The 22452-nt window shown below is 47.9% G+C and carries 18 protein-coding genes; 1 reads left to right on the plus strand and 17 read right to left on the minus strand.

Features of this window, described 5'->3' with window-relative positions; all coding sequences use genetic code 11:
• Positions 1–10: 10 nt before the first annotated feature.
• The 17 genes from murA to RF007C_RS00415 all read right to left on the minus strand — a co-directional run bounded on the left by murA (position 11) and on the right by RF007C_RS00415 (position 19734).
• Entirely contained in the window at positions 11–1270 is a 1260-nt protein-coding gene (murA, locus tag RF007C_RS00335) for a UDP-N-acetylglucosamine 1-carboxyvinyltransferase (protein ID WP_037296385.1), read from the minus strand.
• 52 nt (positions 1271–1322) lie between these two features.
• The gene (locus RF007C_RS00340; RefSeq protein WP_037296386.1) at positions 1323–2201 is read right to left on the minus strand and encodes an alpha/beta hydrolase; all 879 of its coding nucleotides are present in this window, start codon (positions 2199–2201) and stop codon (positions 1323–1325) included.
• Positions 2198–3331 (minus strand): undecaprenyldiphospho-muramoylpentapeptide beta-N-acetylglucosaminyltransferase, encoded by a 1134-nt coding sequence (gene murG, locus RF007C_RS00345; protein ID WP_037296387.1) that lies wholly within the window; start codon positions 3329–3331, stop codon positions 2198–2200. The genes RF007C_RS00340 and murG overlap by 4 nt, the downstream gene beginning before the upstream one ends.
• A 2-nt stretch (positions 3332–3333) precedes the next feature.
• Entirely contained in the window at positions 3334–4611 is a 1278-nt protein-coding gene (locus RF007C_RS00350) for an FtsW/RodA/SpoVE family cell cycle protein (RefSeq protein ID WP_082316644.1), read from the minus strand.
• Positions 4612–4646: 35 nt separating this feature from the next.
• On the minus strand, positions 4647–5684 hold the full coding sequence (gene mraY, locus RF007C_RS00355; RefSeq protein WP_037296388.1) for a phospho-N-acetylmuramoyl-pentapeptide-transferase: 1038 nt from the start codon (positions 5682–5684) through the stop codon (positions 4647–4649).
• A gap of 20 nt (positions 5685–5704) precedes the next feature.
• Entirely contained in the window at positions 5705–7144 is a 1440-nt protein-coding gene (locus RF007C_RS00360) for a UDP-N-acetylmuramoyl-L-alanyl-D-glutamate--2,6-diaminopimelate ligase (protein ID WP_037296389.1), read from the minus strand.
• A 36-nt stretch (positions 7145–7180) separates the two neighbouring features.
• Positions 7181–9592, minus strand: coding sequence for a penicillin-binding transpeptidase domain-containing protein (locus RF007C_RS00365; protein ID WP_100218855.1), 2412 nt, complete (start codon positions 9590–9592; stop codon positions 7181–7183).
• Between the two features lie 321 nt (positions 9593–9913).
• The gene (locus tag RF007C_RS00370; protein WP_019678296.1) at positions 9914–10414 is read right to left on the minus strand and encodes a hypothetical protein; all 501 of its coding nucleotides are present in this window, start codon (positions 10412–10414) and stop codon (positions 9914–9916) included.
• Positions 10407–11348, minus strand: a complete 942-nt coding sequence (rsmH, locus tag RF007C_RS00375) for a 16S rRNA (cytosine(1402)-N(4))-methyltransferase RsmH (RefSeq protein ID WP_037296390.1) — start codon at positions 11346–11348, stop codon at positions 10407–10409. The genes RF007C_RS00370 and rsmH overlap by 8 nt, the downstream gene beginning before the upstream one ends.
• A 59-nt stretch (positions 11349–11407) precedes the next feature.
• Positions 11408–11839: a division/cell wall cluster transcriptional repressor MraZ gene (locus tag RF007C_RS00380; RefSeq protein WP_019678294.1), complete on the minus strand. Its 432-nt coding sequence runs from the start codon at positions 11837–11839 to the stop codon at positions 11408–11410.
• A 422-nt stretch (positions 11840–12261) separates the two neighbouring features.
• Complete coding sequence (locus tag RF007C_RS00385; RefSeq protein WP_037296391.1) at positions 12262–13557, minus strand: SpoIID/LytB domain-containing protein; 1296 nt, start codon at positions 13555–13557, stop codon at positions 12262–12264.
• A 44-nt stretch (positions 13558–13601) separates the two neighbouring features.
• Positions 13602–14555 carry a class B sortase gene (locus RF007C_RS00390; protein WP_161634859.1) on the minus strand — a complete coding sequence of 318 codons (954 nt, stop codon included), beginning with the start codon at positions 14553–14555 and terminating at the stop codon, positions 13602–13604.
• A gap of 20 nt (positions 14556–14575) precedes the next feature.
• Positions 14576–16267: a class B sortase gene (gene srtB, locus RF007C_RS00395; protein WP_037296393.1), complete on the minus strand. Its 1692-nt coding sequence runs from the start codon at positions 16265–16267 to the stop codon at positions 14576–14578.
• Positions 16267–16803, minus strand: coding sequence for a CinA family protein (locus RF007C_RS00400; protein ID WP_037296395.1), 537 nt, complete (start codon positions 16801–16803; stop codon positions 16267–16269). The genes srtB and RF007C_RS00400 overlap by 1 nt, the downstream gene beginning before the upstream one ends.
• Positions 16804–16873: 70 nt before the next feature.
• Entirely contained in the window at positions 16874–18052 is a 1179-nt protein-coding gene (gene thiI, locus RF007C_RS00405; protein ID WP_037296396.1) for a tRNA uracil 4-sulfurtransferase ThiI, read from the minus strand.
• Between the two features lie 40 nt (positions 18053–18092).
• Entirely contained in the window at positions 18093–18602 is a 510-nt protein-coding gene (locus tag RF007C_RS00410; protein WP_037296397.1) for a type II secretion system protein, read from the minus strand.
• Between the two features lies 1 nt (position 18603).
• Positions 18604–19734 (minus strand): cysteine desulfurase family protein, encoded by a 1131-nt coding sequence (locus RF007C_RS00415; RefSeq protein ID WP_037296398.1) that lies wholly within the window; start codon positions 19732–19734, stop codon positions 18604–18606.
• A 201-nt stretch (positions 19735–19935) separates the two neighbouring features.
• Between RF007C_RS00415 and RF007C_RS00420 the strand changes: the two genes are divergently transcribed.
• On the plus strand, positions 19936–22452 hold the full coding sequence (locus RF007C_RS00420) for a YfhO family protein (protein ID WP_051456445.1): 2517 nt from the start codon (positions 19936–19938) through the stop codon (positions 22450–22452).

The raw sequence follows: 22452 nt of genomic DNA on the forward strand, positions 1-22452 counted from the left end.
TCCTTCTGCCTCAGACGCGGCGCATATCTCCGCCAAGAAGTCTTACGGCTTCCTCAATTTTTTCATATCCCCTGTCTATATGACAGATACGGGAAATCTCCGATCTTCCCTCTGCACAAATAGCAGCAATGACCATTGCCGCGCCCCCGCGCAGGTCTGTGGCTTCTGCTGCCGCGCCGAAGAGCCTTTCAGCTCCCTTTACCACAGCCACCTTACCGAGCACCTGTATATCCGCTCCCATTTTTATAAGAGCTCCCGTGTGACGATAGCGGCAGTCGAAGATATTTTCTTCAAATACGCTGGTACCGTCAGCCAGTGAAAGTGCAGCCATAAGCACCGCCTGAGCATCGGTGGGAAATCCGGGATGAGGCATTGTCCTTATCCTGTCTCTTACCGCCTTCAGCCGTGCCGCACTGCGCAGATATATCCTGTCATCAGATGTATATATACTACAGCCTGTTTGCTCCAGAACACTGAGAAACGGTTCCATCTCCGCAGTACAGGCATTTGTAAGTATGAGCTCGCCCTTTGACGCCGCCACCATGGAAAGATAGGTGGCACCTGCTATCCTGTCGGGCATTATGGTATATTCACAGCCGTGAAGCTGTTGTTTGCCTTTTATCAATATACGGCTACCGCCGTCGCCCGCAATATCTGCTCCGCAGGCTCTGAGAAAGCCACAGAGATCACATATCTCAGGCTCACGTGCAGCATTGTTGATGACCGTATCGCCCTCCGCGGTGACCGCACAGAGTATCACGTTTTCAGTAGCTCCCACAGATGGAAACGCTAGTGATATCCTTGTACCCTTAGCTCTGCCCGAAGGAGTCCTGCACCTTATTATACCGCCTGTTTCGGTTATTTCAACGCCCATTTTCCTGAGAGCCGAAAGGTGCATATCAATAGGCCGCGGACCGAGCTCGCAACCTCCCGGAACACTGACAATACATTCTCCCGCCCTGCCGAGCATGGCTCCCATAAAGATTATGGATGAGCGCATCTCGCGCATGAGCTCCTCGGAGATCGCCGTACAGCTGACATTTCCGGGATCAATTACAGCGGTATTTTCCGAAAAGCTGCATTTGCAGCCTACACAGTTGAGTATCCTCGAGGCTGCGTAGACATCGGTAAGCTTCGGACAGCTGTGCAGCGTACATTCGCTGCTGCAAAGAAGAGAAGCCGCCATTATAGGCAGACAGCTGTTCTTGCTGCCCTGAAGCACAAGCTCACCGCTGAGACGCTTTCCGCCTGTTATTATAAATTTCTGCATCATACCACCTCACAGCATTTTTATGTATTGTATGCTGTAGGCGGTCTGACCGTTACTCTGCGCCTATACCCTGCGCAGTAAGGAATTTTTCAAAGGTATCCGACATCTCGTCGGGGATAAAAGCGTACATCATATGTCCCTTGTCGGAGAGATGTACCTCAGCGCCGCATTTTTCGGCATAATCAATGCCTGCCTGACGCCATGTCACGGTTTTGCTCATGCCCTTCATGTCGCTTATATAAAAGCAACACGGACATTTCAGCACTCCCGTCTTTACAGCCTCAGAGGCATTTGCGGTCATAAGCCGCGATTCTTCAATATATTCGTTATTCGCAAGGTTCTTGTAGAACATCCTGCGGTATATCTGCTTTTCATCGGCTGTCAGCTCGCTGCCCGAAAGAAGCCCGGACACATTTTCAGCCTTGTTTTTTATAAGCTTTGCAAAAAGCCTGTCCTTTGCAATGAGCTTCAAAAGTCTGTGCTGTTTTGCAAGGAGCTTGTCCCTTTTTTCATCGGTGACCTCCTTTGCCTGCAATACCGCATAATCTGGTATACCCATATCCATGCTAAGAACAGCCTTAATCTCTTCGGGATATGTATTTGCCCAGTAAACAGTCTCAAGTCCGGAATAGGAGTGAGCCGCAAGTACATACGGCGGCTCTATGCCTGCCTGACGCAGAGCTTCCCTGTCCTCGGCAACGAGATTTTCCACGGTGCGGGACGTTTTCATGCTGTCACTGAAGCCGTAACCGGCCTTTTCAATGACGGCTATGCGGTACTTCTCCGACATTCTGCGATATATGGGCTTATACTCAAGAGCAGGACAGGTGACTCCGCCTCCCGAAAGGAATACTACTGTCACACTGCCGCTGCCTTCGGTATATACATTAAGCATCGTCCCATTCACAGAGACCTTATTTTCATAACTCATTTTTTTCTCTTTTCCAGAAGCTCGTCAACAACTGCCATGATACGGTCATTGGTATCGGTAAGGTGGAGCTTTGCAGCATTTTCCGACATCTCCTTAACCTTTTCAGCATTGCCGTAGAGCTTTTCTATCTCAGCGATCATGCGCTCTTTGGTGACATCCTTCTGCTCAATGACCACAGCTGCACCTGCATTTCCGAGCACCATAGCGTTGTGGTACTGGTGATTGCCCGCAACAATTGGCGAGGGTATAAGTATGGAAGCCTTTCCCGCAGCCTGAAGCTCTGCAAGAGTCGAGGCGCCGGAACGGCATATGACAAGATCTGCCGCCGCAAGGCATATATCCATATCGTTGATATATTCTGTTATACGGAGCCTTTCGGATTTGAGAGGTATGCCCGCTTCCTTCATGGCCTTCGGGAAGGTCTCTCTGCCCATGCCGCCGTAACCGTGAATATGGTTTATGGCAAGCTTTTTGCCCGTGTGCCACTTGATGACCTCTGCCATAGTCTCGTTTATACAGCCTGCACCGAGGCTGCCGCCAAATGAAAGTATAGTGAAACTTTCGTCGAAGCCGAGCTTTTTACGGGATTCACTGCGGCTCATGGTGTTTATGTTGCTTCTTACGGGAAGTCCCGTAACGCTGTATTTGAATTTGCTCTTGTCCATAAATTTGAGGGCGTCCTCAACGGTGAGCATAACATAGTCAACTTCCTTTGAGAGGAGCTTGTTTGTAACTCCCGGATATGCATTCTGCTCATGTATAGCAGTGGGTATGCCCATCCTTGCAGCCTTGCGTATAACAGGACCTGCCGCATATCCGCCCGTACCGATAGCTATATCCGGCCTGAAGCCCTCTATGATCTGCTTTGCCCTCCTGCCTGATGTGGCAAGGTATGCAAGAGCCTTGGCGTTCCTGCCGATATTTTCAAGGGAGATCTTTCTCTGGAAACCTGCCACCTTGATGGTCTCAAGCCTGTAGCCCGCCTTGGGTACAAGCTTTGCCTCCATACCCTTGGGAGTTCCCGCAAAAAGGAATTCCGTATCGGGGTATTTCTTCCTTATCATATCTGCTATGGCAAGCCCCGGATTAATATGTCCGCCTGTGCCTCCGCAGGCTATCAGTACTTTCATGCTCATGCTCCTTTAGCTTCTTCGATTACTTCTTTCTGCTTCCTTTTCTTCTTTTTCTCCTTCGGCTTTTCGTCGGGATAATACCTGTGCTGGGATATATTGAGCATAATGCCCATTTCCGCCAGCTGCATTATAAGCGCCGTACCGCCGTAGCTGAAGAAAGGAAGGCTGATACCTGTATTCGGTATAAGATTGCTGACAACGGCAAGGTTGAGCACCGTCTGTATGCCTATCTGAGTGGTGATACCAACTGCTATGAGCATACCGAAGCGGTCCTTGCAGCGTACAGCTATGGAATAGCCTTCTACTATAAGAAGGAAAAATACGATGATTATTGCCAGCGCGCCTACAAATCCGAGCTCCTCGCATACAATGGGGAAAACGAAATCGTTCTTGGTCTCTGGGAGATAGAGGTACTTCTGGCGCGAATTGCCCAGTCCGAGACCGAAAAGTCCACCTGAGCCGATAGCGATAAGGGAGTTTGCTGTCTGCCATGTTTCGTTAAGCTTGTCGGCAAAGGGATTCTGCCATGACTTTATACGTACCGCAACGTAGCTGTCCGGCACATGAGCCTGCCATGAGATATAGGCAATGGCAAAGCCGAGAGCTCCTGCCCCCAGTGCAAGGAAATGCTTCCTGTTGACACCGCCGCAGAGTATCATGGCAACTGCTATGGTACCGATAAGTATGATACCGGAGATATGCTTCTCAAGGGCGATGAGGAGGACATACACACCGAGTATCACCGCATATTTCACGATACCCGTGGTAAAGCTGTTCATTTTGTCGCTGTCACGCTCCATACTGTAGGCAAAGAAGATGATCAGTGCCAGCTTTGCTACCTCCGAAGGCTGAAGATTGAGAGGTCCGATGTCTATCCAGCGCCGTGCGCCCATGGTTCCGCCCTCATCGTTACCGATAAGAAGAACCGCTATGAGCAGCACAATGCCAAGAATATAAAACAGGCTGGCTATATTCAGCTTTTTAAGCACAGGCAGTTTAAGATTCTTGAAATTGTGATAATCCATTTTCATAAAAAAAACCATGGCGATAAAGCCGATAACTGCATTTTTCGCCTGATTTTTTGCATAGTACAGTCCGTCGCCCCCATGCTCACTGTAAGCCCACGCATAGCTTGCAGATGACATCATAACGATACCTACTACAAGAAGTATCATTACATAAGCAAAGAACGACAGACTTATATCGCCTCGTCTGCCTCCCGAAAAGGGATTCGGAACCGAAAGGCGCTTTTTCTTTTCATTTTTGCTTGCAGCCATTTTTCCTCCTTATGGTCTGAAAGATTTTCGCTGTATCAGAATACCAGCAGTGTAATTATTCCCAGAACTCCGAAAATAATGCTGCAAAGCGAAAAAGTTATGACGATCTTATACTCGCTGAAGCCGCTCATTTCAAAGTGATGATGTATGGGCGTCATCTTGAATATACGTCTGCCCTCTCCGTACTTCTTCTTGGTTATCTTGAAGTAGCTTACCTGTATAACAACAGAAAGAGCCTCGATGATATACACGAGAGCAACAAGAAGAAGCAACAGGTGCTTGTGAAGGATTAGTCCCACACCTGTTACCGCTGCACCCAGGAACATTGAACCCGTATCGCCCATGAAACATTTTGCGGGATTGAGGTTCCAGAGCAGGAAGCCGAGGCAGCCGCCTGCCAGTGCCATAGTGAAGCAGGTCATCTCGTTCTGCTTCAGGATCGAACAGCACACCGTGAATATCAGCATAGCCACAAATGTGACAGAACCGCACAGACCGTCAACACCGTCGGTAAGGTTTACCGCATTTGTAAGATAGATTATCACGGGTATCATCAGTATATAATAGAATATTCCCAGTGAAGGCGATCTCCAGAAGCCCAGGTCGATACAGGTGGAACCGTCGCCGAAGAAATGTACGGCTGCAAGGAATCCCACTGAAAATACAAGCTGAAGAGCGATCTTCTGCCAGGGAGTAAGTCCGTCATTATTCTTTCTGGCAACCTTGGTATAATCGTCGATAAAGCCTATAAGTCCGAAGGAAGCCGAGAACAGGATACAGCTGAGAAGCATATAGAAGGGCTTGAAGCTCTCCTTATCCGTAGTATCTATCCCTGTTTTCCATCTGTATATCCAGTAAGCAGCAATAGCTGTTATCACAGTTGATATGATAAACATGAAACCGCCCATTGTGGGGGTTCCCTGCTTTTTGGCGTGCCACTTGGGACCATCTTCAGTTTTAATCGGCTGACCGAACTTGATCTTATGCAGGAAGGGCACAAGGAATATACCCGACACCCCTGCAATAACAAACGATAATAATGCAGTTACAAGATCAATTACCCAGAAAGACATTTTTATAACAACTCCAGTTTTTATTTTTTGAGAAGCCTGAGCCCCTCGGCAACCACTTCGCGCTCGTCAAAATGGATATGCTCCATGCCGGCAAGGATCTGATAATCCTCATGCCCCTTGCCCGCAAGAACTATTATATCACCTTTTTCGGCAATTTTCAAGGCATGAAATATAGCTTCTCTTCTGTCCGTGACAACATCGTAATTCACAGGCTTATCCTTTACTCCCGCAAGAATATCGTCAATTATGGCCTCTGGCTTTTCATTGCGCGGATTATCCGAGGTTATGATAAGCTTATCGGCATATTTGGCCGCTGCCTGAGCCATTTTCGGACGCTTTGCCGCATCGCGGTTGCCTCCGCAGCCGAACAGGCAGATAAGATCGTTTTCCGTATATTCCTTCACACTTCTGAGTATATTCTCAAGTGCGTCGGGAGTATGCGCATAATCGCATATAACTGTAAAATCAAGTCCTGTGGGGATGACCTCGCAGCGTCCCTTGACGCCGTTGTATTCCTCGATGGCAGGAATGATATTGTCTATGGTAAGTCCTGCTTCAAGGCAGGCTGCAATAGCCGCCGTGATATTGGACACATTGAACATTCCCGGCATTCTTGTCTTAACAAGGTGGGATTTATCTCCGCTGCAGAACCAGAAGCTCGAGCCTGTGGACTTTATCTTTATGCCGTCGGCATAATAGTCGGCATTTCCCTTTACGCTGAAGCTCCTTTTCGTACATACGGTCTCACCGTAAAGACGTCTGCCGTAATCGTCGTCGGAATTAATCACGGCACAGCCGCAGATGTCAAAGAGCATTTTCTTTGCCTGATAGTAGTCCTCCATATCCTTGTGATAGTCCAGATGATCCTGTGTAAGGTTTGTGAATACTGCCACATCAAAATAAGAAGAGCCTATCCTGTACTGACACAGACCGAAGGATGAGACCTCCATGACCACATACTCGCATCCCGCATCTGCCATCTTAGCCAGCAGCCCCATGAAATCGTAAGCCATCGGCGTAGTATTGTCGGTATGGAGTATCTCCTCCCCGATCTCATTCTGAATGGTACCCACAAGACCTGTCTTGTGGCCGTTCTTCATGAGAATATACTTTATAACATTTGTGATCGTGGTTTTACCGTTTGTACCCGTGACGCCGATCATTTTCAGCTTTTTCTCGGGATGTCCGAACCACGCCGAGCAGATCTGTCCGTAGAGCTTTCTGGAATTTTCCGTGATTATCTGTCTGTCGCCCAGTCCCAGATCACGCTCGCAGACCACTGCCGCAGCACCCTTCTCCAGCATTTCGGCAGCGGCGGTATGTCCGTCGAAGCTGCCACCTTTCACGCAGACAAAGAGGCTGCCCTCAGTCACCTTGCGTGTATCGTCGGTCACGGAGCTTATTTCTGTATCGCCGATAGCTGTAACGGCGTTATTTTCAATAAGATCGCGTAATTTCATATTGTCTGCCTCCTGTCTTTTTCTCTTTTTTCTGTATCAGTCGTCGAACTGCTGTACCTTGAATTTTACTTCTACTGTAGTACCTCGCTGTACCATTTTGCCCGGTTCGATGCTCTGGCTCTCTACCACAGCACTTTCATCCGAACCTGCTATATTCTTTGCAACAAAGTTGAGTCCGTATGTAGCAAGTGTCTCATTTGCCAGTGCAGGTGTGCAGTACGAAAGATCCGGCACCATTACGAGGTCATTGGTATTTCCCTTTTCGGTATAAAGGTATACGCAGCCGTCCTTTGCAATATACTTGCCTGTCTGAGGCGACTGTTCTACTACCTCTATTCCGCTGCCGAACTTTTCATGCTTTACGCCCATACCGTCAAGAGTCTTCTCCGCCTCGTCAATGGAGAGTCCCTTCAGCATAGGTACGGCTATATCGAGGTTCTGGAGTTCAAGCTCACTGTATTCGGGGCTCTTGTCGAGGTAATCGAGCACCTCTTCCATGATATTGCCCGCACAGGGTACAGCGACCTTGCTTCCGTAGTACAGACCGTCATAATTATAAGGCATATCGGCAAGCACAAGAAGAATGAGGTCGGGATGACCGGCAGGAGTGAAGCACATATAGGAAGCTCCGTACTCCTGTATTCTTTCATTCTCTTCATCGTTATCTGTCATTATGTTGGCATATTCGCTGAGTCGCTGTGAAGTACCCGACTTTCCGCCGATAGCATAGCCCTTGATATTAACGTTTCCGCTCAGATTGTCGATGACCACTTTTTCCATAGCGTTTCTCATTTTCTCGGAGGTATCCTCGGAGATGACCTGGCGTCTTACCTTACGCTCGTTTTTAAGAACGATATTTCCGTCTGTATCCACAACCTTGTCGACCACATAGGGCTGAAGCAGATAACCGCCGTTAACTACGGCGCTGCAGGCTGTTATAAGCTCTATGGGAGTTACCGTTTCACACTGTCCGAAGGAAGAGTATGCAAGGTCGATATGTGTCATGGCCTTACTTTCGGGTGTAGACTCAAGAGGAGGTATATCGCCCTTTGCTTCAGCATAAAGGTCTATACCCGTCTTTTCAAGGAAGCCGAAGGACTCAAAATACTCGTGGAACTTTTCCTTTCCGAGAGCCTTTCCTATCGCCATGAACGAAGGGTTGCACGAGTCTGTGAGAGCCTTCTGGAAGGTCTCAACGCCGTGTCCGTCTGTCTTATGACAGTTTATTCTCTTTTCCCTTTCACCGTCAGGGAGCAGCTCAAATCCGTTGCAGCAGTAAGAGAATTTGTCAATATCAATAGCCTTTTCCTCAAGTGCCGAGGCTGCGGTGATTACCTTGAATACCGAACCCGGCTCATATCGCTCGCTTACGCACTTGTTTCTCCACTGGCGCTCACGGGCTTCGGGAGTATATTGCTCAATATCCTTTTCCGTGGGATTATCGATCTTATTCTCCACAAACACCCTGTTGAGCAGCATATCGCTGGAGAGCTCAAAGGGCTCGTTGAGGTTAAAGCTGGGATAGGTAGCCATTCCGTATACCGCGCCTGTCTGAGGATTCATAAGTATAGCGCACGAACGGTTCTTAACGCCGCTATCCTTGCTCATTGTCTCAAGATTTTTCTCCAGTATATACTGTATTTCCCTGTCTATCGTAAGATATACGTCCGAACCGTCCTTTGGCTCAAAGGTCTTTGAGTACCTGTAAGGCAGCTCCTTGCCGTGAGAATCCACAGCCGAAACTGTTCTGCCGTCAGTTCCGGAGAGATATTTGTTATAAGAAGCCTCTACGCCATATGCTCCGCCGCCGTAAGTAAAACCGACTACCTGAGCGGCAAGCTCGTTCTGAGGATAATAACGCTTTGTATCCTCCTTGCAGCCTACGGAAACAAATCCCATTTCATCGAAGTAAGCGGCTATTTCATCGGCAGCAGCCTTCTCTATCTGGCGGTTGAACTCATGATAGCGGCTGTCCTCATCTATGGCCTTTTTTATAGACTCAGAGGTAATATTCAGCCTGTTTGCGATAAAGTTAGCAGCCTGTTCCTTGAATTCCTCAGCAGATGCAGGCAGTACATTCATTTCCTTTCCATCTTCATCGTAAACGGGAGTATATGTACCGTTTGCTTTATCGGTATTGCGCTTGTCGATGCGCTTCTGCAGAGTCTTCATATCCTCTCTGAACATCTGCGGATCCACAAATATTTTGTATACAGTAGCACTTTTGGCGAAGGCATAGCCGTTGGCATCATATATAGAGCCTCTGTGGGCAGATATGCTTATAGAGCCGAAGTGCTGGTTATTTGCCATTGTCTGGTATTCTTTATTCTCAAGCACCGAGATCCTGAAAAAGTTTCCGACTACCGCAGCAAACAGGGTACTGAAGGCGGCGGTCATCACAAATTTTGTTCTGAACCTCATTGCTTTTGACGGATTGGTATTTATCACAGCAGAATTCTTCCTTTCCGCGTTTTCTCTATAATAAAATAAGGCAGGGTATTCATGTGCCCCGCCTCTGAACATCTTTATTTCTTTTTTGGGATGTCCTTTTGTTTTGATACGACGAAGGATTTATCGCTATTCAAGCGTGGGACTGCCGCTCCCGGGCTTCATTTCCGCCCGAAGTCCGGGAACTGCAATTCCGTTATTCCGATCACCCGCTGTATCTCCGTGTTCTACATATAACTTCGGCATTTATATATATTTTTTTCGTTGCCGATAGTGTTCATTTTAATTACAGGCAGTCCATGTGTTATATTTATATTGGTACTACCCTCTGAAATATTCCATGCATTTATCGAAAAGGGACTTTATTTTCGCGATCAGTCCTTTTTCCTGCTCCGGAATAGTAACGACATCACCTGTCTGAATCTTTTTGTAAGTGATCTGCGAGGAATTGAGTTTGACCATTCCAAGCGATTGCGCATATTCTTCTATGTTCTTTGCGGACATCTTACTGTCGAGTTCAGACTGGAGTCTTACATTTTCGGCTTCGGCCGTATCCAGCTTCTCATTCATGGCAGCTACCTTGTTATACATGGTATTGCGCTTATCAAGTGAATAGATAACCGAGCCAAGCAGTGCGGCAGCCAGTATTGATACAAAAACTATCATGAGGATAGAGCCGCTTCGGGCTTCGTTGCTCCTCATCTGTATCTCGGGCTTCTGCTCAGATTCGTCATGCTTTGTGCCGCCTGTTTCGGTTGTCTCGTCCAACTCGGCATCATCAAAGCTTTCGTCGTTATAATAGCGTACAGTGTTTTCAGCCATTGCTTATCGCACTCCTTTCTATTATTCTGAGCTTAGCGCTTCTGCTTCTGTTGTTCCTTTCGAGTTCTTGTTCTTTAGCCTCTAACGGCTTTCTGTTTATAAGCTTTCCCTGCGGTTTCTTACCGCATACACACTGGGGAAAATCCGGCGGGCATATACAGCCCCTGCACCATTCGGCAAACTTCTGTTTAACAAGTCTGTCTTCAAGTGAATGGAAGGTTATAACTGCAAGTCTTCCGCCTGCCTTCAGACTGTGGAATGCGTCATCGAGTCCTTTTGAAAGGTGCTCAAATTCTCCGTTTACGGCGATCCTTATAGCCTGAAAGGTTTTTTTACATGGGTTCTTTTCACGTCTCGCCTTCTGAGGAACACTTTCTCTGATGATATCTGCAAGCTGCAATGTAGTCTCTATGGGAGCGTTTTCTCTTGCTCTGATGATATTCGAGGCGATCTTTCTGGAGAATTTCTCCTCGCCGTACTCAAATATAATCCTTGCAAGTTCCGATTCCGAATAGGTATTGACAACATCCGCTGCGCTCATTCCCTCCTTGCTCATACGCATATCAAGCGGGGCATCGGAGTGGTAAGAGAAGCCTCTGCTCCCCTCGTCAAGCTGAAATGATGAAACGCCGAGATCCATGAGGATACCGTCGGCATATTCTATATCAAGTTCGTCGAGAACTGCTCTGATCTCCGAGTAATTCCTGTGGAATACTCTCGCATTCTTGAACGCCGACAGCCTTTCCGTCGCAACCGCGACTGCGTCGGGATCTCTGTCCAGAGCTATGAGCCTGCCATTCTCATTAAGGCGGGCTGCTATTGCAGAGGAGTGACCTGCACCGCCTGCGGTACCGTCTACATAGACACCGTCGGGACGGATATTGAGTCCTTCAATACATTCCTCAAGCATAACAGGTATATGGCTGAATTCCATTCAATAAAACTCTCCTTCGTCCGGTGTACATACCGGAAACAAAGACAAAAACGTTCGCATCAGATAACCAGCTTATCAAGCACACTGTTGATCTCTTCCTGAGAGATATTGCTGTTGAATTCTTCCCACTTGGACTTGTTCCATATCTCAGCTCTTCTGTTCGCGCCGATTACTACCACCTCATCGGTGATGCCTGCGTGGTCTCTGAGCTGCTGGGTGATGAAGATACGTCCCTGCTTATCGGGGACCTGCTTATCTGCACCTGCAAGGAGCTTACGTCTTATGTCGCTTCCCTGCTTACCGGGTATGGAGTTAAGGGTATCACAATAGTCCTGAAATGCTTCTGGCGAATATACGGCGATATAGGAGTCATCATGTCCCTGACAAAGGTAAAACTCAGGTCCGAGGACCTCACGGAGTTTTGTAGGGAAGCTCATACGGCCCTTCTGATCTATACTGGGGTAATAAGTACCGCACAACAGATCTGCCATCGAACTTCGCCTCTCTTTCCCTTGATCTTAGGAATGATTCACCCTAATTTGGAATTTTTTACATCCAATCACCTTTTTTCACCCTAAAACTATTTTATCATTATTCGGGTAGAATATCAAGACGGAGTATTTCACAATCATTAACACAGAAATCGCCTATTTTTTGTTGATTTTGTTCAATGATTAATCAAAGGATGTTTAGAAACGAAACAAACGTTTTTATTTTTGTTAAATTTTTTCTTTGCTTTTCACCTTTTTTCACCTTTTTGGAAATTTTACAGGATTTTTTTACCACTGAGCTTCACCTTTTATCACCAAAAAGGAGAAATAAGTCTCCGGATATAGATAGACTGACTCTATCTCCTATCCAAAGACTTATTTCTTTTGTTCTGTAAAACACGCGGCATATCGCCGTTTATAAATCAATCATATGTATATGTAAGATTGAATTTGGATGATTTGAGTCCAAGCATCATCGAGAACGGATAACCCTTTGCAGTGATCTGTCCGTCGATGGAAACTTCGGTCACATAGCCTGTCTCATCCGAATATACAGGCTGTATCCAGTTACCGGGATCGTCCGAAAGCGTAATATGATAACCTGCTTCTAGCTTTTTCTTTACATCAGCGGCACTCATATATGTAACTGTGCCCCAGTGGGGATCAAAGGCAGCATCGTAATCACTGGGCACGCTTCTGAGGTAGGGATAATCCGCATAGAATACCTCATAGCAGTTTGCCGAGCAGCCTCCGCTGGAAGCAGAGAATACAGTCAGTGCATAGCTGTCGTCGTAATAGAGCGCCTCACCGAGAACCTCCTCACAGGCGTCGATAACTACCTGCGGCGGATTGGGCTTGCCTCTCAGATCCTTTGAGTCGTCACCGTTATACTTTATATAAGTATATACGGCAACCGCCTGAGCCTTGATAGCTTCATACGAGAAGCTTCCGCCCACCTCACGGTTAACGATCTCAGAGACTACCTTTAATGTATCGCCGGCAGGCTCGTGAGCAATGGTAAGCTCTTCCTCATCGGTAAGACCTGTATTCATAAGAGTCGTACCGGGGTAGTAATGGAAGAGGATATCCTGATATGTCCAACCTGCATAAGCAGCATAGAAGTTTGCGCCATTCTGGCTCATTCCCACTCCGTGTCCCCAGCCGTAGGTAACGAAGGCGAACTGTCCGGGCTCGGCAGCAACACTGGGATCGGGCTGTGAAGCGGGTATATCTCCCACATAAGCCCCCGATGTCTTGAGCTCAACAGCCGTAGGCTCCTTGCTCCTGCTCTTGGCAGCATTCTTTGAAAGAGTCGGCGTACCTTTTTTCAGTGCGCTTTTCTTCTTTGCAGCGGCTTCCTTGAGAGCCTTGCGCTCCTCCTCGGAAAGACCTGCATACGGATCGACGGGTTCGCCCACCTTTGCCATTTCGGGTGTAGCGAGCTCATAGCTTATAAGCGTCAGGCTGGAATCATATTCGCTGACATCAGCCTTTGTCCAGTCCTCGGGCATTTTCTGTTCTTCCTCGGAAGCAGCCGTTTCGGAATCGGAAGATGGCTCCGTTTTATCGCTTGCAGTACTTTCATTTTCAGATGTCGTAACCGAAGTTACCTCCTCGGCAGTTGTTATATCTGCTGTGTCCATGCCGGTAGAAGCTGCGAATACAAGTATTCCCGAAGCCGCAGCCGCCGCCCGTCTAAGCGTTTTCTGCATTTTCATAACAATCTCCTTTAAAAATCATAAGGTCTGCTCACTGCTGATCGTCAGTCTTGGGGTGGTGTATCGTGCTCAGCGTCATTTTTCTCTTTTTCCTTCTGAGCTTTTTTCCACTCCTCAGTGCGCTGGATAGTTGTCATGTCTCCTGCGACCTCGCCGTCTCTGAGCTTTCTTGCAACTACAAGGAAACGGGAATTATCCTCGTCCGCATAGCAGGTAGAGAGCGTCAGCAGCTTGTCGCCGTACTTTACATCTACTCCTGTATCCATCATCCAATTGCGTTTGCAGCAATCGATATAGAAATTGAAATCTTCTTCCGTATCAAGCTCCTCCATGTTCCAGTAATGGAAATCGGTAGCGTTATAGCTTCCGCTGGTAACAAGAAAGGCAAAGATAACGTAATCGTAGTCTTTATAGTTTGAACTGAGCTGTATAAACGGGCTCTGTTCGTAGAAACCAAAATCCTGACGGTACCTTCTGAGGCAGCCCATCATATTTCCGTTCCACATAGCGTGGCCATATATGACCTGATTTTCCGAATGCTGACTCTCGTCGCTGCCGAACTCATCGCGGTAGTCCAGGTAGAGAGTGCCCTCCTCTTGGATATTCCTGTTCAGGTCATGATTGAGGTAATAAGCATCGGGAACATATTCATCGGGGCCGTAGTACGGATCGTTTGCAGCTATCTCTCCGGGATCCTTTACAAAGGGGTAATCCAGCTGAAGGCCGTCAATCTTGATCCAGCCTGCAATATCCTTGTTTATCCTCAGGAGAGACTTTGCTCTTTCCGTCATGCCGTTATCGGAAGGAGAATAGCTTACTTTATCCATCCAGCCGTCTACAGACTTATTATCGGACGCTGCTTCGGTAGTAGCCTCAATAACGAGACTGTTTGTCGGTACCACTTCCCTGTCCTTTTTAAGGAAGACGGCAAGACCGCCGAGTCCGAGAGCTGCTGCACACACGGCGCAGGCTGCAATGGTTTTACTTTTTTTGCTCATTGATAATTCATCTGCCTCCATTAACCGTAGGGAACGAACTCCGCATCCGGATCATATCGTTCGCCCGGATGCTCGTCATAATATATGGTAGGCCACTTGATATTCGGATTTGCCTTGCTGTTCTGTGTACCCGCCATTGGATCCTCGCCCTCTCTTACGCGCCTTGCCATTATAATAAGACGTCCTCTTTCCTCGTCGGGAAGAGTTGTATTGCAGGTGAAAAGTGTCAGGATAGGATCGCCGTACTTAACGTCCACATCGGTAAGTCTGAGGGATCTCTTCTTTGCTTCGTTGACGAAGTTGTAGAAATCACCTTCGTTATCAAAGTCGAGCATATTCCAGCAGTCGAACTTTGTATCCGTCTCGTCCGAAGCATCAACAATAAAGAATGCAAATATCTTATATGTGTACTTCTCGTAGTTTGAACTGAGGTAGATAATAGGGTGTTTGCCGTAGTAATCCTCATGTCTCTGGTACCATTTCAGGCTTCCGAACATCTGCTCATCAAGCATATTATGGCCGTAGATGACAAGATTATCTGAATTTTCCGTTTTCAGGTAACCATCCTCGCCCACATCATCGAAGTGATTTCTGAAGTCAAGGAAGAGCTCACCTGCTATGTTTTCGCTGAGGTCAAACTTCTTATTGAGGTACTTATTATTATCCTCAGACTGCATAACAGGGTTATTTATGGGAGTATCGGGAATTGTGATGACTCCTACGATATCATTGTTCTGATCCCAGAGCTTGCGCGCTCCATCCAGCATACCCTTATATCGTATACGCTTCTCACCTTCATCCTCGACAGCCTCTGTCGGGGCTTCCCTGTCCTCATATATTTCGTATATTTCCATAAGCTCCCTGGTCTTGTGCTTACTTGCCCACAGATCATAGTAATAGTCACCTACAAAATAGCCGCAGACGAATATAGCTACAACAGAGCCGAGGAATACTATCTTTCTTATACACTCGCCGACGCTGTCGCCCTTTTCGGGGAAAAGTCCGCGCAGGCGCTGTGCCGGTGTTTTTTTCTTCTTTTTCTTCTTGCTGCCCGCAGGCTTCTGTGACGAATGACCCCTTTCAGGCGGTTCAGCCTCATGTCTCATAACTGGCGGCTCGGCCTCATGCCTCATAACTGGCGGCGGAGCCTCTTTCCGGTCATGACCGGGAGGAGTGAATATCACCGTATCCTCGGCAGCGTCCTCACGGATAACGTCGGAAACGTCGATCCCGCTGTTCTCCTCTGCCTGAGAATATCCTGTATCTTCCGCTGCAGTCTCGGTAAAGTTCAGCACCTCTTCGGTAACATCTGCTGTCACCTCCGAGAAATCCTCGGTTATCTCCTCTGCTATCTCATGGAGCTCCTCTTGTACGGGAGATTCCAGCGCAGGGATTATATCCGATATATCAGGACCTGCCTTTGCTGCAGCAGCAGCTTCCTCAGCCTTTTCAGCTGCAAGTCTTGCAGCCGCAGCCTTTTCATTGGCAATGGCTTCATCAAGCTCGTCAAGTATATCAGCGGCAGTAGAGCTGCGTTTTTCCTTGGCGCGCATTATACGCTCCGCCATAGTTTCGCCGTGCTCTGAATCCGCTTTATTGTCATATGTCGTCGGAGCGACTTCTGCTTCACCGTGGATAGACCTTCTGATAGCTTTAATCTTCTCAGCTCTGCGCTGAGCCTCGGTCATTCCGTCGGTCATCTTTTCGCTCATCAGTCTGTCCTCGCCTCCATCAGCATTTTTTCGATCGTTTCAAAGGCAAAAGCAGCCGCACATCTTCTGATGTTCTCCCTGCTTCTGTCACTGAGCTTCCAAAGCTCGGGCAGGCAAACGAACTGTCTGCCGCAAATATCGAAACCGATGTATACCGTTCCCACAGGAGTTTCGGCAGTTCCGCCCGATGGACCTGCTACTCCCGTAACGGAAACGCATACGTCCGCCCCTGAGCATTTCTTCAGTCCCCTGACCATGCTCAGAGCTGTCTCCTCGCTGACTACACCGAAATCTCTTATGGTCCCGGCAGATACCCCGAGGAACTCGGTCTTGATCCGCTCGGAATAAGTACATATCCCCAGCTCAAAGACCGCAGACGCGCCCGATACTGATGTTATAAGCTCTGAAAGAAGTCCGCCTGTACAGCTTTCGGCCGTAGATATGGTCAGACCTTTCTGTTCTAATAATTTTACAACATCATTGACTGTTTTGTCAAGTTTTTCGGCATTACATTCAGAAAATTTACTGCTTACCACTAAACCGCCGCCTTTGCTTTAGTTAATATTATACAAAACAACTGTGATAAATTTGTGAAAAACTTAAGAATTATTCGCTATAATTGAAGGTTTTCATCTCGGTATTCTCCACAGCCTTCTGTATAAGCGGCTCGAAATCGAAGCTGTTCTGTGCTTTTTCAATATCTGCAAGCTGAGGTCTTACTTTCGGATGACGGGGAGTAAATACCGTACAGCAGTCCTCATAGGGAAGGATAGACGTCTCAAAGGTATCTATCTTACGCGCGATCTCGATTATCTCGGTCTTGTCCATGCCTACACAGGGACGGAAAACAGGTATGCGGCAGGCTGCGTCAGTGCAGACCATAGCTGCCATGGTCTGGCTTGCCACCTGTCCCACGCTCTCACCTGTGATAAGTGCAAGGCAGTTATCCTTTTCGGCAATGCGCTGAGCTATCTCCATCATAAGTCTTCTCATTATAATAGTAAAGAACTCCTCGGGACAGTGATCCTTGATAGCCTCCTGCAGCTCAGTGAACGGAACGCAGTAGAAAGCGATACCGCCGCAGTAATCCGTCAGCTTCTGGCAGAGCTGCTCCACCTTGAGCTGAGCACGGTCGGAGGTGTAAGGCGGGCTTACGTAGTGTATGGCAGCGATATGAACTCCTCGCTTTGCCATCATATAGCCTGCTACGGGGCTGTCGATACCGCCCGAAAGAAGGAGCATGGCCTTTCCGCTGCTTCCTATGGGGAGACCGCCTGCTCCCTTGATATTCTCAGCGTGAACGAAAGCGTTCTCGTCGCGTATCTCAACAGTTATGGTCACTTCGGGGTTCTTTACGTCAACTGTAAGATGCGGGAACCTTTCCAGCAGCTTTCCGCCCAGCTCCATACAGATCTCGGGAGACTTCATGGGGAAAGCCTTATCAGAGCGCTTTGCATTTACCTTGAAGGTCTTTGCACAGCTGAGCACCTCGTCAAGGTACTCATAGCTCTTGCTGCAGATGTCATCGAAGTCCTTTTCACATACGCAGGCACGGCAGTATGTGGCGATACCGAATATCTTGCCGACTCTGTCAGCCACCTCGTCAAGGTCTGTGTCCTCATCAAGAGGTCTTATGTAGGTGGTGGACTGAGCGCTGGTCAGCTGAAAGTGACCGAGGGGTTTCAGTCTGCGCTTTATGTTCTTTATGAGCATATCCTCGAATGTCTTTTTGTTCAGGCCTTTCAGTGCCATTTCTCCGTATTTTACAAGTATCAATTCTTTCATATCTTTTCTCCTGTATACTATTATAATATAAATTATTTCATCAGTTGGGAGCGGTAGAGCCCTCGGCAGCGCTAAAATAGCCGAGTATGAGCTTTTCCTGTCTTAAGGGATGTTTGTTGCTCTCAGCTATCAGCTCGGAACGGCTGTAATAGCGGAGCTCACTGTCCTTTATGGGGCGTTTTGCAGACCATGCCTCACAAGCCTTGCCGTCCTTGAATTTTACCACCCAGTATATACTATGGTCGTCGATATACTGATTTGTCATACTCTCATCAAGGAGCTCACAGGGCTCATTGACATTCCCTCGTCCTCTGACGATGTATTCCTTATCGGCAGGGATCTTCTTGCCATTTTCCTTGTATACGTCCTCAACCTGCGCACTCACAGCCTTTAGAAAAGTCTGCGCCGTCGCATTCCTCGTGCTGACCTTTGAGCCGGTGGTCATTCTGAGCATCTCACACAGCATCCAGAATCCAACCGCTGCCAGCACAGCAAGTATCACAAGAACTATTATGATCGTTTTTAGCGGACTCTTCTTTTTTTCCTCCATATCAGCCTCTCACCTTTTCCATGCCCTCTTTGAGAGCCTCGCAGAAGATATCCAGCTCTGTTTCCGTAGTCTCAGCAGTCATGCTTATGCGCAGGGCGCTGTCCGCACGCTTGTCCCTTATGCCGAACTGCCCCAGAACACCGCTCTGCTGTCCCTTTGAACAGGCCGAGCCGCTGGAAACATATATCTCCCTGCTTTCAAGGAAGTGGAGCATTATCTCCGAGCGCTTGCCCACTGCCGAGATATTGACCACGTAGGGAGAACCGTCCTCGGGAGAATTAAAAGTTACTCCCTCAATACCGCCGAGCTTGTCCAGCAGGTATTTTTTCAGTCCGCTGACTTTTTCATAACGCTCTGAAATCGTAGGAGCAAGCTTATTTACAGCTGCACCGAAAGCCGTTATGAGCGGAACGCTTTCTGTACCCGAGCGTATGCCCTTTTCCTGCTTGCCGCCTGTTACAACAGGGATCACACGGACGCCCTTTTTAATGTATATAGCTCCCACACCCTTGACTCCGTGTATCTTGTGAGCGCTGAGCGATATGAGATCCGCGCAAAGACTGCCTGACTTTATGGGAAGCTTCATATAAGCCTGCACACAGTCCGTATGAGTTATTATATCAGGGAAACGGCGCTTTACTGCCGAAAAAGTCTCCTTTACGGGCATTATATAGCCTGTCTCGTTATTGACGTACATCATACTTATAAGGCAGGTATCATCATCGCAGGCATTCACAAAGTCTGCGGCATAATAGCGTCCGTCCTCACGGGGAGAGACTCTTGTGACCTCAAAGCCTTTTTTTTCAAGATCGGCAGCAGTCTCCTCCACAGAAGCGTGTTCCACTGCAGAGATAACTATCTTTTTTCTCTTCCTACCGTAAGCAGCCGAGGCTCCGCGAAGTGCAAGGTTATTGCTTTCCGTGGCTCCCGAAGTGAAGTATATACAGCCGCTGTCAGCGCCCAAAGAGTCGGCCACTGTCTTTCTTGCGCTGTCCATGATTATCTGTGCTTCAAGACCTGCGCGGTGGAGAGAAGACGGATTTCCGTATTTATCGGTCATAGCTTCCACTGCCGCCGCAACGGCTTCCGCACAGGGCTTGGTGGTAGCTGCGTTGTCAAGGTAAACTTCCATTTTACGTTCCCCTCATTTTTTTATTTTTGCATACCTTATATTATAACATACATATTAAAAAAAAGCAACATCTGCAATGTGATACGTTGATACTCACGGACTTCCCATATAAAAAATCGAAAATATATTCTGTTTTCGGTTGCTTTTTTTGCACTGTTGTGATATAATTAGTTTGTATATCTATTTTTAACGGAGGGCATAATGTTGAAAAGAAGGAGCGGTACCTTCGGCTGTACCAAAGAAAAATATCTCATTGCATTTCTTCTTGGCTTCTGTACCATGCTGTTCACAGTTCTGCCCATGATGTTCACAGAGCAGGGATATTTTATTTATTACGGCGACTACAATGCTCAGCAGATCCCGTTTTACAGCCTTGCAAACGACGCAGTGCGAAGCAGCAGCCTCGGCTGGAACTGGTTCACGGATCTGGGCTCGGATTTTCTCACATCATACTCCTTCTATCTCAGCGGCAGCCCATTTTTCTGGCTGACTGTACTTCTCCCCCGCGGACTTGTACTGCACTCCATGCCTGTACTGCTGGCAGTAAAGCACGGAGCGGCTTCACTTACTGCCTATGCCTATATAAGGCGGTTTGTACGGGGCAAGAATGCTGCTCTCACAGGAGCTCTGCTCTATTCCTTCTCGGGATTTCAGATATACGATATTTTCTTCAATCATTTTCAGGACGTTACCGCCTTTTTCCCTCTCCTGCTCATTGCAATGGAGGAAAACATCAATTGCAGACGCAGAGGTTTTTTTGCGCTGACAGTTGCACTTATGGCCTGCATAAACTACTATTTCTTCGCAGGTCAGGCGGTATTTCTGATCATATATTATCTCTTCAGGATGAGATGCAGTGACTTCCACGCCTCATGGAGGAAGTTCTTCGGACTTGTTCTCGAAGCTGTTCTCGGCACTGCCATGTCAGCCTTTATCCTGCTGCCGTCAGCTATGGCTCTTACGGGAAATTACAGGATAAGCCAGCGGCTTTACGGCACGGACATGATAGCATATACCGACAAGACTCTCCTGCCGAGACTGATACAGTGTCTGTTCATGCCTGCGGATCCGCCTGCATATCCCAACCTTTTTGTGTCAGACTACGAAAAATGGGCGTCCATAGGCGCATACCTGCCGCTGTTCTCCATGACGGGAGTTATCTCCTTCATGAAGCTGAGAAAGAAGCACTGGGCGTCGAAGCTGCTGATATGCTGCGGGATATTCGCGGTGATCCCCATACTCAACAGTCTTTTCCAGACAGCCAACTCATATTATTATGCCCGCTGGTTCTATATGCCCATACTCATAATGTCAATGATGACCGCTCATTCCCTTGACGACGAGAAAAACAGCTGCTTCACAGGCCTTAAGGTATGCACATTCATGACACTGGCATTTGCCGTTATCGGCTGTTTGCCGAGGAAACCCGAGGAAGGCGGCAAGCTCAGATTCTTCACCATGCCCGAGGATAAGCTCTACTTCTGGATAACGATAGCAGTAACCGCAGTAATGCTTGTATGCACATTTCTGATACTGCGCAGGAAGAAAAAAGGAAACCTCAGCACCTCCTTCATGGTATTCGTCACAGCTGTTGCCTCTGTCTGCTGCGTTTTCACCACTACCATCTATTCAGCAAACAGCGTTGAATTCGCAAACAACTACATTGAAACCGTTATAGACGCCGATGACGAGGTATACGAGGCTATCAGCAGCGACAATTTCTTCCGTATAGACATATCCTCTGACTGCGACAACTACCCTATGGTATGGGGACTCCCCTCCATGAGAGCCTTCCAGAGCGTGGTCAACACATCTATAATGAACTTTTACAGCTATGTGGGAGTTCAACGCGACGTAGCCTCAAGAGCAAAGCTCTCCCACTATGCGCTGAGAGGACTTTTCTCCGTAAAGTACTACTACAAGGAAAAAAACGAGGGCTGCAGCTACAGCGAGCTGTTGAATGCGCCACCGGACAGCACTCCCCCTTCGTCCTCAGGCAGTGACGAGGAAGATACAAGCAAGGTCATTATCCCCGATGAGCTGCCCTCTTTCAGATATGTAGGTGAAACAGAGCATTTCGAGGTATACGAGAACGACCTTTATGTCCCCATGGGCTTCGCATACAACTCCTACGTAACAAAAAAGACAGCCGACGCAAAGTCAAAGCTCCAGCGCGAGAAGCTGATGATGAAGTCGCTGGTGCTCAGCGATGAACAGGCCAATAAATACAGCGATATACTCTGTGAGTACGATCCAGCGGCACAGAGCGACCTCAACCGCAGTGCCTACAAGCGTTTCTGCCTCGAAAAGCAGCAGTGCTGCTCAAAAAGCTTCAGCTTCAGCTCCGAGGGCTTCGTTTCGGAGATAGACCTGAACGCACCGCAGCTGGTCTTTTTCAGTGTGCCGTACAGCAAAGGCTGGACAGCAGATGTAAACGGCAAGCCTGCCGAAGTGGAGAAGGTAAACGAGGGCTTCATGGCCGTCAGAGCCGAAAAGGGTGAAAACACCATTGTATTCAGATACAGGACTCCCTATCTCAGGGAAGGTCTCATTATCAGCGTGACATCTGCCGCTCTGCTTCTGGTATATGTGCTCATATTCCGCAGGAAGCACGGCAGGAAGGATCACTATGATACGGTACATTCCTACGGCTATGATCCATACGAAAAAATTCAGGCAGCGCAGGACTACTGCACACGCCTGTTCAATAAAAAGTAA

The organism is Ruminococcus flavefaciens 007c (assembly GCF_000571935.1).
Lineage (GTDB): Bacteria > Bacillota > Clostridia > Oscillospirales > Ruminococcaceae > Ruminococcus > Ruminococcus flavefaciens_F.

Coding starts and splice junctions, on each gene's coding strand:
- RF007C_RS00390 (WP_161634859.1), bottom strand. CDS start 14,555: ATGAGCAAAAAAAGTAAAACCATTGCAGCCTGCGCCGTGTGTGCAGCA.
- RF007C_RS00385 (WP_037296391.1), bottom strand. CDS start 13,557: ATGAAAATGCAGAAAACGCTTAGACGGGCGGCGGCTGCGGCTTCGGGA.
- rsmH (WP_037296390.1), bottom strand. CDS start 11,348: ATGGAATTCAGCCATATACCTGTTATGCTTGAGGAATGTATTGAAGGA.
- murA (WP_037296385.1), bottom strand. CDS start 1,270: ATGCAGAAATTTATAATAACAGGCGGAAAGCGTCTCAGCGGTGAGCTT.
- RF007C_RS00420 (WP_051456445.1), top strand. CDS start 19,936: ATGTTGAAAAGAAGGAGCGGTACCTTCGGCTGTACCAAAGAAAAATAT.
- srtB (WP_037296393.1), bottom strand. CDS start 16,267: ATGAGCGAAAAGATGACCGACGGAATGACCGAGGCTCAGCGCAGAGCT.
- mraY (WP_037296388.1), bottom strand. CDS start 5,684: ATGTCTTTCTGGGTAATTGATCTTGTAACTGCATTATTATCGTTTGTT.
- RF007C_RS00370 (WP_019678296.1), bottom strand. CDS start 10,414: ATGGCTGAAAACACTGTACGCTATTATAACGACGAAAGCTTTGATGAT.
- RF007C_RS00410 (WP_037296397.1), bottom strand. CDS start 18,602: ATGGAGGAAAAAAAGAAGAGTCCGCTAAAAACGATCATAATAGTTCTT.
- RF007C_RS00340 (WP_037296386.1), bottom strand. CDS start 2,201: ATGAGTTATGAAAATAAGGTCTCTGTGAATGGGACGATGCTTAATGTA.
- RF007C_RS00415 (WP_037296398.1), bottom strand. CDS start 19,734: ATGGAAGTTTACCTTGACAACGCAGCTACCACCAAGCCCTGTGCGGAA.
- RF007C_RS00350 (WP_082316644.1), bottom strand. CDS start 4,611: ATGGCTGCAAGCAAAAATGAAAAGAAAAAGCGCCTTTCGGTTCCGAAT.
- murG (WP_037296387.1), bottom strand. CDS start 3,331: ATGAAAGTACTGATAGCCTGCGGAGGCACAGGCGGACATATTAATCCG.
- RF007C_RS00380 (WP_019678294.1), bottom strand. CDS start 11,839: ATGGCAGATCTGTTGTGCGGTACTTATTACCCCAGTATAGATCAGAAG.
- RF007C_RS00360 (WP_037296389.1), bottom strand. CDS start 7,144: ATGAAATTACGCGATCTTATTGAAAATAACGCCGTTACAGCTATCGGC.
- thiI (WP_037296396.1), bottom strand. CDS start 18,052: ATGAAAGAATTGATACTTGTAAAATACGGAGAAATGGCACTGAAAGGC.